Genomic DNA, 14611 nt, shown 5'->3' with positions numbered 1-14611 from the left:
ACCCGATCGCTGCAATGCCCGCTCAGGCGCGGGCGCCCGCCCCGCCGCCGACCGCGCCCGCCGGCAAGGGCGCACGCAGGCCGCCGAGCAGGAAGGACATCAGCCGCGGCCGCAGCCGCGCGGGATCATGATCGAGCCGCTCGCCGAGCGCCTGCATCCCCTCGGCGCCGGCGATCGCGAAGGACATCGCCCCCATCATGAAATGGAAGCGCCACAGGATCTCCACGCGCGGCACGTCCGGCAGCGCGCGGTAGAGCGCGCCCACGAAGCGCTCGATCACTCCGGCGTACTCCTCAGCCAGGAACTGGCGCACGAAGGCGTTCGGCTCGTTGTAGGTACGTGCCAGCAGGCACATGAACTGGTGGCCACCGTGCTCGGTGTCGGCGGCGATCTCGAGCGCGGCGCCGAAGAAGACCTCGACGATCGCGCTCGGCCTCAGCGGCGCGCCCCCTGCCTCGGCCTCGAGGCGATCGAGCGCGGCCAGGCGCGCGTGATTCAGTCCGGCGAGGCGGCGGCGGAAGATCTCCTGGATCAGCGCGTCCTTGCTGCCGAAATGGTAATTGACCGCAGCCAGGTTCGCCCCCGCCGCGCTCGTGATCATCCGCATCGAGGTCGCGTCGAAGCCGTGCTCGACGAACAGCGCCTCGGCCGCATCGAGAATGCGGTTGCGGGTGTCGCCGACAGGGGGGCGGGAGGCGGGTTCGGTCATCGCTGCGGACTCAGGTCAAACGAACGTTTGAATCATAGAGTTCAGGGCAGGCGTGTCAAGCGTTCGACGCTTTCATGGCCAATAACACTAGGCGCTATAAGGTTGAATCAACGACGTTTATACTTTCCAAAGAAAAGAATCTGGTATTATAAAAAATCTCGAGAATTAGCCATGCCTCGGTTCCGTTGACGTTCGGGGCAATCGCACTCCCGCGGCACAGCGTGTAGGATGGCCGAAGCAAGAGGCGGCATAGAACCGCAAGCCGGGTCCGATCAGCGCCAGTCGCTGCAATGGGTTTCCGGCCAAGAAATGCATGAGAATTGGAGAGGGTGACACACCATGCGCTACCAGCTTCTCAACGAGAAGAGCTTGGTCTTCAATCAGGCCGATCCGCTCGAGGTGTCGGAGTACGTGAATCAGCACGTCGGCTCCCACCGCCTCCGACTGCCGCGTTCGGCCGCGGCCGAGGCCGGGCTTCGCCATCGCAAAGCAGGGGTGATCGACCTTTGCCGCGTCCACTATGGCGGCAGCGTTCGCGTCGTGTCCGAAGGACTCGCCGACGTTTACCACCTGCAGATCATCCTGCGCGGCCACTGCCACTACGAGATCCATCGCGAGACGCACCACTTCTCCTCCGGCGAGATCCTCATCATCAATCCGGACGATCCGATCGACCTCACCTATTCGGACGACTGCGAGAAGTTCATCCTCAAGATTCCGGCGAGCCTGCTCGACGACGTGTGCATGGAACACGGCTGGTTCCGGCCGCGCGAGGGCATCAAGTTCATCCCGATCCGCTACCAGCTGCCCGAGATCGAGTGCCTGATGAATCTGCTCAACATGCTGTGCCAGGAGTCCGAGCAGGGCGGCGGCAGCGTGCAGGTCTTCGGCCATTACAACTGGCTGATCGCGAACAAGCTGCTGACGCTGCTCAAGCACAACATCAGCCGCGAATGCCCGACCCTGAAGTCGGTCTCGTTCGACCGCCTCGCGCAATACATCGAAGAGAACATCAAGCGCGACATCAGCGTCGACGAGCTCGCCCGCGTCGCGCACATGAGTCTGCGTTCGCTCTACCTGCTGTTCGAGCGCTGCGCCGACGCCACGCCGAAGAACTTCATCAAGCGCCGCAAGCTCGAGCACGTGCACGCGGCGCTCACCGACACCACCTGCCCGCCGCCCAACGTCACCGCGGTAGCGCTCGACTATGGCTTCACCCATCTCGGACGCTTTTCGGAATGCTACAAGGCCACCTTCGGCATGCTTCCGTCGGACGCGCTAAAGCGCCGCTGAAGCTTCCATTTTCGGGTCGGTCCCGGCCCTGTTTTCAGCTACGGGACATGTTGTATCGCGTCAACTGCACCACGGCACCACCGGCATCGCGGCGTCCTTATCCGCGCATGCAAGATATGGATAGGGTCCTGCAGTGAGCGGATACCTCGCTCTACGCCGGCACCCTACTCTTTTGACTTCGGCAACAAATGAAGACGGAGACATCGGTCATGGCAATCGATCTGAACAACCTCGATTCACTGGTTGAGGAAGACAAGGAAAAAGGCAACTTCCGCTGCAAGCGGGAAATCTTCACCGACGAGCAGTTGTTCGAGCTCGAGATGAAGCACATCTTCGAAGGCAACTGGGTGTATCTCGCGCACGAGAGCCAACTGCCGAACATCAACGATTACTACAGCACCAACATCGGCCGCCAGCCGGTGTTCATCACCCGCAACAAGGACGGCGAGCTCAACGCCTTCATCAACGCCTGCGCGCACCGCGGCGCCCAGCTCGCCCGCTACAAGCACGGCAACAAGTCGAGCTTCACCTGCCCGTTCCACGGCTGGACCTTCAACAACTCCGGTAAGCTGCTCAAGATCAAGGATCCGAAGGAGACCGGCTATCCGGCCAACTTCAACAAGGACAGCTCGCACGACCTGACCAAGATCGCGCGCTTCGACTCCTATCGCGGCTTCCTGTTCGGCAGCCTGAACGCCGACGTCAAGCCCCTGACCGAGTATCTCGGCGAGGCCGCCAAGATCATCGACATGATCGTCGACCAGTCGCCGGAAGGCCTGGAAGTGCTCCGCGGTGCCTCGACCTACTGGTACGAAGGCAACTGGAAGGTGCAGGCCGAGAACGGCGCCGACGGCTACCACGTGACCGCGGTGCACTGGAACTACGCCGCCACCCAGAACCAGCGCAAGGAAAAGGAAGCCGGTGACGACATCCGCGCGATGAGCGCTGGCGGCTGGGCCAAGTCGGGCGGCGGCTTCTATTCCTTCGAGAACGGCCACATGCTGCTGTGGACCCGCTGGGCCAACCCGGAGGACCGTCCGGCCCACGCGATCCGCGACGAGCTGGTGAGCAAGTACGGCGAAGCCTACGCCGACTGGATGATCGGCAACTCGCGCAACCTGTGCCTGTACCCGAACGTGTACCTGATGGACCAGTTCGGCTCGCAGATCCGCGTTTTCCGCCCGCTGGCGGTCAACAAGACCGAAGTCACCATCTACTGCATCGCGCCGAAGGGCGAGAGCCCCGAGGCCCGCGCCCGCCGCATCCGCCAGTACGAAGACTTCTTCAACGCCTCCGGCATGGCCACCCCCGACGACCTGGAAGAGTTCCGCTCCTGCCAGCTGGGCTTCCTGGGCACCTCCGCGCAGTGGAACGACATGTCGCGTGGCGCCGAGCACTGGATCGACGGCCCGGACGAGGCGGCCAAGGAAATCGGCCTCAACCCGGTCATGAGCGGCGTCAAGCCGGAAGACGAGGGCCTGTTCGTGGTGCAGCACCAGTACTGGCTCGAGCAGATGAAGAAGGCCGTCGCGGCCGAAAAGCAAGCGAAAGCTTGATCAGGGAGGCAAAGGACAATGACCATGAACTATGAAGCCATCTGCGCTTTTCTGTATCGCGAAGCGCGTTTCCTGGACGACCAGGACTGGGACAACTGGCTGGCGATGTACGACGTCAACGCCACCTACTGGGTGCCGGCGTGGGACGACAACGGTGAGCTGACCGAAGATCCGCAGACCGAAATCTCGCTGATCTGGTACGGCCGTCGTGCCGGTCTGGAAGACCGCGTCTTCCGCATCCGCACCGAGCGCTCCAGCGCGACGATCCCGGATACCCGCACGACCCACCTGCTGAGCAACGTCGAGGTGCTGGAGCAAGGCGACACGGTCATCAAGACCCGCCACAACTTCCACACCATGAGCGTGCGCTACAACCACATCGACCACTTCTGCGGCACGACCTTCACGACGATCGACACCTCGGGCGCCACCCCGGTGATCAAGGAGCGCAAGACCGTTCTGAAGACCGACTACATCCGTCACGTGGTCGACGTCTATCAGCTCTGATCCCATGAGCCGACGCCCCGGCGTCCCCGCCGTTCGCCGGCTGACGAGTCCTTCGGGGCTCGCCAGCCGGCGAACGGCCGCTCCCGCATCCAACCCTGCTTCCAAACGGGCAAAACCATGACCTACAAGATCGCACTGAACTTCGAAGACGGGGTGACCCGCTTCGTGGACTGCAAGAGCAGCGAAACGGTGGCCGATGCGGCCTATCGGCAAGGCATCAACATCCCTCTCGACTGCCGCGACGGCGCTTGCGGCACCTGCAAGTGCCATACCGAATCAGGCAACTACGAGATGGGCGACTACATCGAAGACGCCCTGACCGAAGAAGAAGCCTCGCTCGGCTATACCCTGACGTGCCAGATGTACCCCAAGAGCGACTGCGTGGTCAGCATTCCGGCGTCCTCCGAAGTGTGCAAGATCAAGCAGACCGCGATCAGCACCAAGATCCGTGAAGTGCGCCAGCTCTCCGACAGCACCTTTTCGCTGATCGTCGAGGGCGACGCGCTCGACAAGCTCCACTTCCTGCCGGGCCAGTACGCCAACTTGCAGGTGCCGGGCACCGATCAGCACCGTGCCTACTCGTTCAGCTCGATGCCCAAGGACGGCGCGGTTTCCTTCCTGATCCGCAACGTGCCCAACGGCCTGATGAGCGGCTTTCTGAAGAACACCGCCGCCCCCGGCGCCGAGCTCGCGCTCGCCGGCCCGCTCGGCAGCTTCTATCTGCGCGAGATCGCCCGCCCGGTCCTGATGCTGGCCGGCGGCACCGGCCTCGCCCCCTTCCTCGCGATGCTCGACAAGGTGGTCGCCGCGGGCGGCAGCCCCTTCCCGCTCCACCTGATCTACGGCGTCAACACCGATGCCGACGTGGTCGAAATCGACCGCCTCGAAGCGGCCGCCAAGGCGCTGCCGAACTTCACCTATACGGTGGTCGTGGTCGACGAGGCTTCGAGCTACCCGTGCAAGGGCTACGTCACCGCCCACATGGACCCGGCCAACCTGAACGACGGCGACGTCGACGTCTACCTGTGCGGCCCCCCGCCGATGGTCGAGGCGGTCGCCCACTACCTGCGCGAGAAGAACGTGCAGACTGCCAGCTTCCACTACGAGAAGTTCGCCGCCAGCTGAGCCTCGCTCACGTCTCACGAACCGGACACACATCACCATGCAAAACAAGCGTTTTGACAACAAGGTCGCCGTCATCACCGGCGCGGCCCAGGGCATTGGCCGACGGGTTGCCGAACGGATGGCGTCCGAGGGTGGCCGGCTGGTGCTGGTCGACCGTTCCGAACTGGTGCATGAGCTCAAGGACGAGCTCGGCGGCCACACCGAAGTGCTGACGCTCACCGCCGACCTCGAGCAGTTCGACGACTGCCATCGGGTGATGGCCGAGGCCAAGGCCCGCTTCGGCCGCATCGACATCCTGATCAACAACGTCGGTGGCACGATCTGGACCAAGCCCTTCGAGCACTACAAGCAGAACGAGATCGAGGCCGAGGTACGGCGCTCGCTGTTCCCGACCCTGTGGTGCTGCCACGCGGTGATGCCCGTCATGCTCGAGCAACAGCAGGGCGTCATCGTCAACGTCTCCTCGGTCGCTACTCGTGGCGTGAACCGCGTGCCCTACGGCGCGGCCAAGGGCGGCGTGAACGCGCTGACCGCCTGCCTTGCGATGGAGAACGGCCAGCGCGGCATCCGCGTCAACGCGATCTCGCCGGGCGCCACCGAAGCACCGCCGCGCCGCATCCCGCGCAACACCGAGGAGAAGGGCGAACAGGAAAAGCTCTGGTACGACCAGATCTACCAGCAATCGATCGACAGCTCGCTCATGAAGCGCTACGGCACGACCGACGAGCAGGCCGGCGCGATCCTGTTCCTCGCCTCCGACGACGCCTCCTACATCACCGGTGTCGTCCTTCCCGTGGGCGGTGGCGATCAGGGTTGAAACTGGGGAGCAGCGGCAGGCGACGACCGGACCAACGACTCGAAACGGACTGAACGCACACTCATGAACGTGATGCTTTGAACGCAGGACGAAGCGGCGGTTGGAGGCGAAAACCGCCCCCCAGCCGCCGCTTTCGCTCCGGCACCCGCAACGTCCCGGAATGCACCACCAAATAAACCTGGCTGATGTGTTCCAAAAGTTTCACAGCAGTGTTATAAATCTAAATCTCGAGATTTTTAAGAATCGTCGCGGCCGGGCCGCACCGATGGAGAAGAGGCAGTCCCGCGTCGGCCTTGCTGCATGGGCCGCCTCACCGAGCATCAGCACCAGCGCATCACCACGCTGCGGAATTCCCAGTCGCCACGCCGACGTTCGCAACCAGGGGTTCGCACCACAACGAAAGAGGAGAAACACCATGGCACTCACCGGCGTCCTGCGTCCCGGCCACATCGTCATCCGCGTTCTCGACATGGAAGCGGCCCTCAACCACTACGTGGAGGTCGTCGGCCTGATCGAGACCGCTCGCGACGACAAGGGCCGCGTGTTCCTGAAGGGTTGGGACGAGCACGATCATCACAGCGTGGTGCTGCGCGAAGCCGACGAGGCGGGCATGGACTATCTGGGCTGGCGGGTCGACTCGCCGGCCACACTGAAGAAGCTCGCGGCCGACGTCGAAGCCTCGGGCCTGGCGAGCGACTTCTCCTGGATCCCCGCGGGCGAGCACCCCGAGACCGGTGAGCGCTTCCGCTTCACCATTCCGACCGGTCACGTGATGGAGCTCTACGCCGAGAAGGGCAAGGTGGGCAACGGTCTTCCGGACCTCAACCCGGACGCCTGGCCGGACGGCCTGAAGGGCATGCAGCCCTCGCGCTTCGACCACTGCCTGCTATACGGCGACGACCTCGACGGCACCGTCAAGCTGTTCCGCGAAGTGCTCGGCTTCGGCATCGCCGAGCAGGTCATGAACGAGGACCAGAGCGTGATGATCGGCGCCTTCCTCACCTGCTCGAACAAGGCCCACGACGTCGCCTTCATCCGCCAGCCGGTGAAGGGCAAGTTGCACCACGCGTCCTTCCTGCTCGACAACTGGTACGAAGTGCTGCGCGCCGGCGACATCATCTCGAAGAAGGACGTGTCGATCGACATCGGCCCCACCCGCCATGGCATCACCCGCGGCGAGACGATCTACTTCTTCGACCCGAGCGGCAACCGCAACGAGGTCTTCGCGGGTGGCTACTCGTGGTATCCCGACAAGCCGACCATCACCTGGACCGACGTGGGCAAGGGCATCTTCTATCACGATCGCGTCCTGAACGAGAAATTCCTCACCGTCTACTCTTGAGAGCCCGCTAGGAGCACTGAAATGAAAGACATCAAGAACTTCATCAATGGCGAGTACATCACCAACGCCAGCGGCAAGACCTACGAGAAGCGCAATCCGGTCGACAACTCGCTGATCGGCATGGTCCATGAGGCCGGCAAGCCCGAAGTGGACGCCGCCGTGAAGGCCGCCAAGGCCGCGCTCAAGGGCCCCTGGGGTCAGCTCTCGGTGGTCGAGCGCTGCAACATGCTCGACGCCGTGGTCGACGAGATCAACCGCCGCTTCGACGACTTCCTGCAGGCCGAGATCGCCGACACCGGCAAGCCGCACCACCTCGCCTCGCACGTGGACATCCCGCGCGGCGCGGCCAACTTCAAGATCTTCACCGACACCATCAAGAACGTCTCGACCGAGTCGTTCGAGATGCGCACCCCCGACGGCAAGACCGCGCGCAGCTACGGCGTGCGCACCCCGCGCGGCGTCATCGCCATCATCTGCCCGTGGAACCTGCCGCTGCTGCTGATGACCTGGAAGGCCGGCCCGGCGCTCGCCTGCGGCAACACCGTGGTCGTCAAGCCCTCGGAAGACACCCCGAGCACCGCCACCCTGCTGGGTGAAGTGATGAACAAGGTCGGCATGCCTGCGGGCGTGTACAACGTGGTCAACGGTTTCGGCGTCGAATCCGCCGGCTCGTTCCTGACCGCTCACCCCGACGTCGACGGCATCACCTTCACCGGCGAGACCAGGACCGGCACCGCGATCATGAAGGCCGGCGCGGAAGGCATCCGCCCGGTGTCGCTCGAGCTCGGCGGCAAGAACGCCGCGCTGGTGTTCGCCGACTGCGACTTCGACAACGCGGTCGCCACCGTCACCCGTTCCTGCTTCGAGAACGCCGGCCAGGTCTGCCTCGGCACCGAGCGCGTCTACGTCGAGCGCCCGATCTTCGACAAGTTCGTCTCCGCGCTGAAGGAAAAGGCCGAGCAGATGAAGCCGGGTCGTCCCTTCGACGCCGACACCAAGATCGGCCCGCTGGTGAGCAAGAAGCACCAGGCCAAGGTCCTCGGCATGTACGCCAAGGCGAAGGAAGAAGGCGCCAACATCGTCTTCGGCGGCGGGGTGCCCGACATGCCGGACGAGCTGAAGGACGGCTGCTGGGTCCAGCCCACGATCTGGACCGGCCTGCCCGAGACCGCGACCGTGGTGACCGAAGAAATCTTCGGCCCCTGCTGCCACATCCAGCCCTTCGACAGCGAAGAAGAAGTGCTGAACATGGTCAACGCCAACCGCTACGGCCTGGCGACCTCGATCCACACCCAGGACATCAGCCGTGCGATGCGCCTGGCCAACGCGATCGAAGTGGGCCTGTGCTGGATCAACAGCTGGTTCCTGCGCGACCTGCGCACCCCGTTCGGTGGGTCGAAGCAGTCGGGCATCGGCCGTGAAGGCGGTGTGCACTCGCTCGAGTTCTACACCGAGCTGCGCAACGTGATGATCAAGTACTGAGATCCGGATCGCGACGGGGCGACGCGCCCCGTCCGCCCTTCCGCTTCTCCCGCCCGAACCATCGACCAGAGCAAGACATGGACAAAGCCAGAATCACCCAGTACGGCGACGAGCTGTACAACGCGCTGATCAACCGCACCGCGGTCGATCCGCTCACCGACCGCGAAAGCGACATCACCATCGAGGATGCCTACGCCATCCAGCAGCGCATGATCCAGCGCCAGCTCGACGACGGCCACACCATCGTCGGCAAGAAGATCGGCGTCACCAGCAAGGTCGTCATGGACATGCTGAAGGTGGACCAGCCCGACTTCGGCCAGATGCTGTCGAACATGGTGTTCAACGAGGGCGAGCCGATCGTCGCCTCGTCGATGATCGCGCCCAAGGCCGAAGCCGAGGTCGCCTTCATCCTCAAGAACGACCTGATGGGCCCGGGCGTGACCGCCGCCGACGTGCTGCGCGCCACCGACTGCGTCGTGCCCTGTTTCGAGATCGTCGACTCCCGCATCAAGGACTGGAAGATCAAGATCCAGGACACCGTGGCCGACAACGCCTCCTGCGGCGTGCTGGTGCTCGGCGGCGTGCGCAAGAGCCCGCGCGACATCGACCTCGCGCTCGCGGGCATGGTGCTGCAGAAGAACGGCGACATCATCAGCACCTCCACCGGCGCGGCCGTGCAGGGTTCGCCGGTCAACGCGATCGCGTGGCTGGCCAACACCCTCGGGCGTCTCGGCATCGGCCTGAAGGCCGGCGAGATCATTCTCTCCGGTTCGCAATCCCCGCTCGTCCCGGTAGTCGCCGGCGACAGCCTGTTCTGCAACGTCGGCGGCCTGGGTGGCACGTCGGTCCGCTTCATCTGACAAGGAATCCACGAAATGGCACTCACCCTCGACAAGGCAACGATCGACAAACTGGCCGAGCATCTCGAAAACGCCGAGCTGCAGGCTCACGACGTCACCAAGATCACCGACGACTATCCGGACATGGACTGGGATGACGCCTACGCCATCCAGGACGAAATCAAGCGCCGCAAGCTCGCCCGCGGCAACAAGGTCGCGGGCCTGAAGGCCGGCCTCACCTCGCGCGCCAAGATGAAGCAGATGGGCGTCGAGACCCCGGTGTTCGGCTTCATCGCCGACTACATGTCGGTACCGGACGGCGGCGAGGTGAAGTTCGACGAGCTGATCCACCCCAAGGTCGAAGCCGAGATCTGCGTCGTCACCAAGGCGCCGCTGCGCGGCCCCGGCTGCCACATCGGCAACGTGATGGCAGCGGTCGACTTCGTGCTGCCGGCGGTCGAAGTGATCGACTCGCGCTACCGTGACTTCAAGTTCGACCTCAAGAGCGTCATCGCCGACAACACCTCGTCGGCCCGCTTCGTCGTCGGCGGCAACATGCGCAACCTCGACACGCTCGACCTGCCGACGCTCGGCGTGGTGCTCGAGGTCAACGGCGAGATCAAGTCGATGGCCGCCGGCGCCGCCGTGCTGGGCAACCCGCTGGTCGCGATCGCGATGATGGCCAACGAACTCGGCAAGCGCGGCCAGGAGATCCCGGCCGGCACCTTCATCATGACCGGTGGCGTCACCGAGGCCATTCCGGTGGCCAAGGGCGACAACGTGAACGTGCGCTTCCAGGACCTGGGCAACGTCTCGTTCCGTTTCGTCTGACAAGCACGACGCGCTGCAAGCCAGGGCCGGCAGCGCGCGTGCATGCGCGCGCCGGCCCTTTTTACGCTCAGAGCAAGAGGCATAGCGATGTCATCCAAAATGGATTTCACCAAGCAGTTCACGTCGGAGGAAGGTTACATCCACATCGGGGGCATCGAGGCCCTGGTGCGGCTGACCATGGACCAGATCCGCTTTGACCGCCGCCGCGGTCTGAACAACGGCATGTTCATCTCCGGTTACCGCGGCTCGCCCGTGGGCATGCTGGACGCCAACTTCATCAAGCAGCAGAAGCTGCTTCTGCAGCACAACATCTTCTTCGTCGACGGCCTCAACGAGGACCTCGCCGCCACCGCCGTGTGGGGCACCCAGATGCTGCACACGGTCGGCAAGCAGAAGTTCGACGGTGTCGTCGGCACCTGGTACGGCAAGGCGCCGGGCGTCGACCGCAGCGGCGACGTGCTCAAGCACGCCAACTACACCGGCACCCTGCGCAACGGCGGCGTGCTGGCGATCTTCGGTGACGACCCGAGCTGCAAGTCGTCCTCCCTGCCGAGCCAGTCGGAGGCGATGTTCTACCACGTCGGCATCCCGTCGCTGTATCCCGGCAACATCCAGGAGATCCTCGACTTCGGCCTCCACGGCTACTACCTGTCGCGCATCTCCGGCCTGTGGGCAGGCCTCAAGATCGTCACCAACGTGGCCGACGCCAGCGGCAGCGCCCTGGTCGATCCCGAGCGGATGAAGTTCATCACCCCGGTGGTCGAGCTCGACGGCAAGCCCTACACGCCCGAGGTCAACCTCGGCATGAACGTGCGCAAGGACGCGCTCGACATGGAGCGCACCCTGTACTACGCGCGCCAGGAGATCGCCCGCCAGTACGCGCGCGAGAACGGCCTCAACAAGGTCATGCTGCCGAACGCGGATGCCTGGCTGGGCATCATCACCGCCGGCAAGACTTACCACGACCTGCGCCAGGCCTTCCTCGAGATGGGCCTGGACGATGACGCGCTGCGCCGCTACGGCATCCGCATCCTCAAGATCGGCATGCTCAACCCGCTGCAGCCCGACGACATCAAGGACTTCGCCAAGGGCCTCGAGGAAATCCTCGTCATCGAGGAGAAGCGTCCCTTCATCGAGCTGTTCGCGAAGGAGATCCTCTACGGCACCGCGAACGCGCCGCGCATCGTCGGCAAGCGCGACGAGGAAGGCCGCGACCTGCTGCCCTTCCACAGCGAGTTCGAGTCGGACATCATCGCCCGCGCGCTGCACGCCCGCCTGTCGCGCAAGACCAAGCTGGAGTCGGCCGAGGCCTGGATCAAGCGCCTCGACGAGATCCACAGCCGCAACTCGCTGACCTCGCTGACCCGCTCGGCCTGGTACTGCTCGGGCTGCCCGCACAACACCTCGACCAAGGCGCCCGACGGCTCCGTGGTGTCGGCCGGCATCGGCTGCCACACGATGGCGATGTGGATGAACCGCGGCGTGGTGATGGGCACCCACATGGGCGCCGAGGGCGCGCAGTGGATCGGCATGCAGCCCTTCACCGAGCACAAGCACATCTTCCAGAACATGGGCGACGGCACCTACGCGCACTCGGGCAGCCTCGCCGTGCGCTACTGCGCCGCGACCAACACCGACATCACCTTCAAGATCCTGTTCAACAGCCACACCTCGATGACGGGCGGCCAGGAGATCATGGGGGCGGAGCCGGTGCGCAACATGGTGGCCGAACTGCTCGCCAACGGCGTCAAGCGCGTCATCGTCACCACCGAGGACCTCAGCCGCTACAACGGCGTGCACCTGCCGGGCGGCACCGAAGTCTGGGACCGCGACCGCGTCATGGAAGCGCAGAAGGTGCTGTCGCAGACCCGCGGCACCACCGTGCTGATCCACGACCAGGAATGCGCCGCCGAACTGCGCCGCCAGCGCGGCCGCGGCAAGGCCTTCGAGCCCGAGGCGCGCATGGTCATCAACGAGCGTGTGTGCGAAGGCTGCGGCGACTGCGGCGAGAAGTCGAACTGCATGTCGGTGGAGCCGGTCCAGACCGAATTCGGCCGCAAGACCCGCATCCACCAGCCCTCGTGCAACAAGGACTACTCCTGCGTGAAGGGCTTCTGCCCGTCCTTCCTGACCGTGACCCCGACCGCCGCACCCGAGGGCGAAGGCAAGAAGAAGAAGAAGGGCCGCCTGCCGGCGCTCGACCGCGAGCTGCCGGATCCGGTGTACAAGGCCGACCCGAACAACTTCGGCGCCCACGTCATGGGCATCGGCGGCACCGGCTCGGTGACGGTGGCGGCGACCATCGCCAACGCCGCGCGCCTCGACGGCAAGTGGGCGGTCGGCCTCGACCAGACCGGCCTCGCGCAGAAGGGCGGCACCGTGATCTCGGACATCAAGGTCACCGCGGTCCCGTTCGACGGTGCGAGCAAGATCTCGGACGGTAGCACCGACCTCTACCTCGGCTTCGACATCCTCAACGCCACCGACAACAAGAACCTGGACAAGTGCCACCCCGAGCGCACGATCGCGATCGTGTCGACCGGCCAGGCGCCGACCGGCTACATGGTGTCGGACAAGTCGGTGCAGTTCCCGAACGTCGATCACCTCACCCGCGGCATCGACCGCGTCACGCGCAAGGCGGACAACGTCTACCTCGACGCGCAGACGCTCGCTGAAGGCCTGTTCGCCGACAGCATGGCGACCAACATGTTCATGGTGGGCGTCGCCTACCAGGCCGGCGCGCTGCCGATCAGCGCTGCTGCGATCGAGAAGGCGATCCAGCAGGCCGGCGTCGGCGTCGACATGAGCATGCTGGCCTTCAAGTGGGGCCGCATGGCGGTGGTCGACCTCGACTTCGTGAAGAACGAGATCCACAAGTTCGAAGCGAAGCCGGTGAAGGTCAAGGCCCTGTCGGCCGAGGCGCGCCAGATCGTCGACTCGGTCGGCGCGACCGGCGAACTCAAGCGCCTGCTCGAAGTCCGCGTGCCCGACCTGATCGAGTACCAGGACGCCGCCTACGCCCGCCGCTACGCCGCCAAGATCAAGACGGTGGCGGAGGCGGAGAAGCGAGTCGCGCCCGAGAGCAGCGCCCTGTCGGAAGCGGCCGCGCGCTACTTCTACAAGCTGATGGCCTACAAGGACGAGTACGAGGTCGCGCGCCTGCACTCCGACCCCGAGTTCAAGGCCCAGCTCGACGCCATGTTCCCCAACGGCTATACGGTCGAGTACAACCTCGCCCCGCCGATGCTCTCCAAGCGGGATCCCGAGACCGGCGAGCTGATCAAGCAGAAGTACGGTCCGTGGATGGAAAAGGCCTTCGCGCGCCTGGCGAAGTTCAAGCACCTGCGCGCCGGCAAGTGGGACATCTTCGGCAAGACCGAAGAGCGCCAGATGGAGCGCCGCCTGGTCGAGGACTACAGCAAGCTGCTCGACGAGATCACCGGCAAGCTCAGCCGCGACAACCTCGCGGTGGCGGTTCAGCTGGCGAGCGTGCCGGACGACATCCGCGGCTACGGCCACGTCAAGGAGCGTCACCTCAAGCTGGCCGAGGAAAAGCAGGCCAGGCTGCTGGAAGCCTTCCGCAGCCCGCAGCCCAGCCGCGCCGCCGCCTGACCGGCACGCCGGCGCCGCCGCACCGCCTTCGCGGCGGCCGGCGGCGCCGAGCGCCCAAGCGACCCTCTTGGCCTCTCCCGTGCATGGCGGGCGAGGCCTTTTTTTCGTCAACCGCTGGCGCGCGGATTTGACGCCGCCCGGCCGCAGCAACAGAATCCGGGACCGATCCGCCGCCCCCCGTCCACATGCCGAGCCTCGACACCCTCCCCGCATTTCTCGCCATCTCGATCGTCGTCACCCTCGCGCCCGGCCCCGACAACCTGATGGTGCTCGGCCAGAGCCTCGCGCGCGGCCGTCTCGCCGGCTTCGGTCTCGCCCTCGGCTGCGCGCTCGGCTGCTTCACCCACACCCTGTGGGCGGCGCTCGGCGTCAGCGCCGCGCTCGCCTCCTCGCCCACCGCCTTCCTCATGCTCAAGCTCGCCGGCGCCGCCTGGCTGGCGTGGCTCGGCTGGCAGGCGCTGCGCAACGCCGCCGCCCCCCGGCTCGACGCCGCCGCGA

The 14611-nt window shown here is 65.0% G+C and carries 12 protein-coding genes; 11 read left to right on the top strand and 1 reads right to left on the bottom strand.

The features are described 5' to 3' along the window. Window positions 1-22: 22 nt before the first annotated feature. Complete coding sequence (locus BB334_RS15690; RefSeq protein ID WP_068809417.1) at window positions 23-709, bottom strand: TetR/AcrR family transcriptional regulator; 687 nt, start codon at window positions 707-709, stop codon at window positions 23-25. A 339-nt stretch (window positions 710-1048) separates the two neighbouring features. Between BB334_RS15690 and BB334_RS15685 the strand changes: the two genes are divergently transcribed. The 11 genes from BB334_RS15685 to BB334_RS15635 form a co-directional block, all read left to right on the top strand. Continuing rightward, window positions 1049-2002: an AraC family transcriptional regulator gene (locus BB334_RS15685; RefSeq protein ID WP_068809416.1), complete on the top strand. Its 954-nt coding sequence runs from the start codon at window positions 1049-1051 to the stop codon at window positions 2000-2002. Window positions 2003-2211: 209 nt separating this feature from the next. Further along, window positions 2212-3558 (top strand): benzoate 1,2-dioxygenase large subunit, encoded by a 1347-nt coding sequence (gene benA, locus BB334_RS15680; RefSeq protein ID WP_068809415.1) that lies wholly within the window; start codon window positions 2212-2214, stop codon window positions 3556-3558. 24 nt (window positions 3559-3582) lie between these two features. Further along, on the top strand, window positions 3583-4065 hold the full coding sequence (gene benB, locus BB334_RS15675) for a benzoate 1,2-dioxygenase small subunit (protein ID WP_232756754.1): 483 nt from the start codon (window positions 3583-3585) through the stop codon (window positions 4063-4065). 117 nt (window positions 4066-4182) lie between these two features. Further along, complete coding sequence (gene benC / locus BB334_RS15670; protein WP_068809413.1) at window positions 4183-5190, top strand: benzoate 1,2-dioxygenase electron transfer component BenC; 1008 nt, start codon at window positions 4183-4185, stop codon at window positions 5188-5190. 37 nt (window positions 5191-5227) lie between these two features. Then, window positions 5228-6007 carry a 1,6-dihydroxycyclohexa-2,4-diene-1-carboxylate dehydrogenase gene (locus BB334_RS15665; protein WP_068809412.1) on the top strand — a complete coding sequence of 260 codons (780 nt, stop codon included), beginning with the start codon at window positions 5228-5230 and terminating at the stop codon, window positions 6005-6007. A 415-nt stretch (window positions 6008-6422) separates the two neighbouring features. After that, complete coding sequence (locus BB334_RS15660) at window positions 6423-7349, top strand: catechol 2,3-dioxygenase (RefSeq protein WP_068809411.1); 927 nt, start codon at window positions 6423-6425, stop codon at window positions 7347-7349. Between the two features lie 21 nt (window positions 7350-7370). Further along, the gene (locus tag BB334_RS15655; RefSeq protein ID WP_068809410.1) at window positions 7371-8831 is read left to right on the top strand and encodes a 2-hydroxymuconic semialdehyde dehydrogenase; all 1461 of its coding nucleotides are present in this window, start codon (window positions 7371-7373) and stop codon (window positions 8829-8831) included. Window positions 8832-8908: 77 nt separating this feature from the next. Further along, window positions 8909-9691: a 2-oxopent-4-enoate hydratase gene (gene dmpE, locus BB334_RS15650; protein ID WP_068809409.1), complete on the top strand. Its 783-nt coding sequence runs from the start codon at window positions 8909-8911 to the stop codon at window positions 9689-9691. A 15-nt stretch (window positions 9692-9706) separates the two neighbouring features. Further along, window positions 9707-10501, top strand: a complete 795-nt coding sequence (gene dmpH / locus BB334_RS15645; protein ID WP_068809408.1) for a 2-oxo-3-hexenedioate decarboxylase — start codon at window positions 9707-9709, stop codon at window positions 10499-10501. Window positions 10502-10543: 42 nt separating this feature from the next. After that, entirely contained in the window at window positions 10544-14113 is a 3570-nt protein-coding gene (locus BB334_RS15640; protein WP_332835037.1) for an indolepyruvate ferredoxin oxidoreductase family protein, read from the top strand. A gap of 185 nt (window positions 14114-14298) precedes the next feature. Next, window positions 14299-14611: LysE family translocator (locus BB334_RS15635; RefSeq protein ID WP_158014425.1), on the top strand; the 313-nt coding region annotated here is incomplete at its 3' end.

Origin of the sequence: Thauera phenolivorans (assembly GCF_001696715.1) — a bacterium.
GTDB lineage: Bacteria > Pseudomonadota > Gammaproteobacteria > Burkholderiales > Rhodocyclaceae > Thauera > Thauera phenolivorans.
This window is presented reverse-complemented; position numbering and strand designations above follow the sequence as displayed.

Coding starts and splice junctions, on each gene's coding strand:
- BB334_RS15690 (WP_068809417.1), bottom strand. CDS start 709: ATGACCGAACCCGCCTCCCGCCCCCCTGTCGGCGACACCCGCAACCGC.
- BB334_RS15685 (WP_068809416.1), top strand. CDS start 1,049: ATGCGCTACCAGCTTCTCAACGAGAAGAGCTTGGTCTTCAATCAGGCC.
- benA (WP_068809415.1), top strand. CDS start 2,212: ATGGCAATCGATCTGAACAACCTCGATTCACTGGTTGAGGAAGACAAG.
- benB (WP_232756754.1), top strand. CDS start 3,583: ATGAACTATGAAGCCATCTGCGCTTTTCTGTATCGCGAAGCGCGTTTC.
- benC (WP_068809413.1), top strand. CDS start 4,183: ATGACCTACAAGATCGCACTGAACTTCGAAGACGGGGTGACCCGCTTC.
- BB334_RS15665 (WP_068809412.1), top strand. CDS start 5,228: ATGCAAAACAAGCGTTTTGACAACAAGGTCGCCGTCATCACCGGCGCG.
- BB334_RS15660 (WP_068809411.1), top strand. CDS start 6,423: ATGGCACTCACCGGCGTCCTGCGTCCCGGCCACATCGTCATCCGCGTT.
- BB334_RS15655 (WP_068809410.1), top strand. CDS start 7,371: ATGAAAGACATCAAGAACTTCATCAATGGCGAGTACATCACCAACGCC.
- dmpE (WP_068809409.1), top strand. CDS start 8,909: ATGGACAAAGCCAGAATCACCCAGTACGGCGACGAGCTGTACAACGCG.
- dmpH (WP_068809408.1), top strand. CDS start 9,707: ATGGCACTCACCCTCGACAAGGCAACGATCGACAAACTGGCCGAGCAT.
- BB334_RS15640 (WP_332835037.1), top strand. CDS start 10,544: ATGCGCGCGCCGGCCCTTTTTACGCTCAGAGCAAGAGGCATAGCGATG.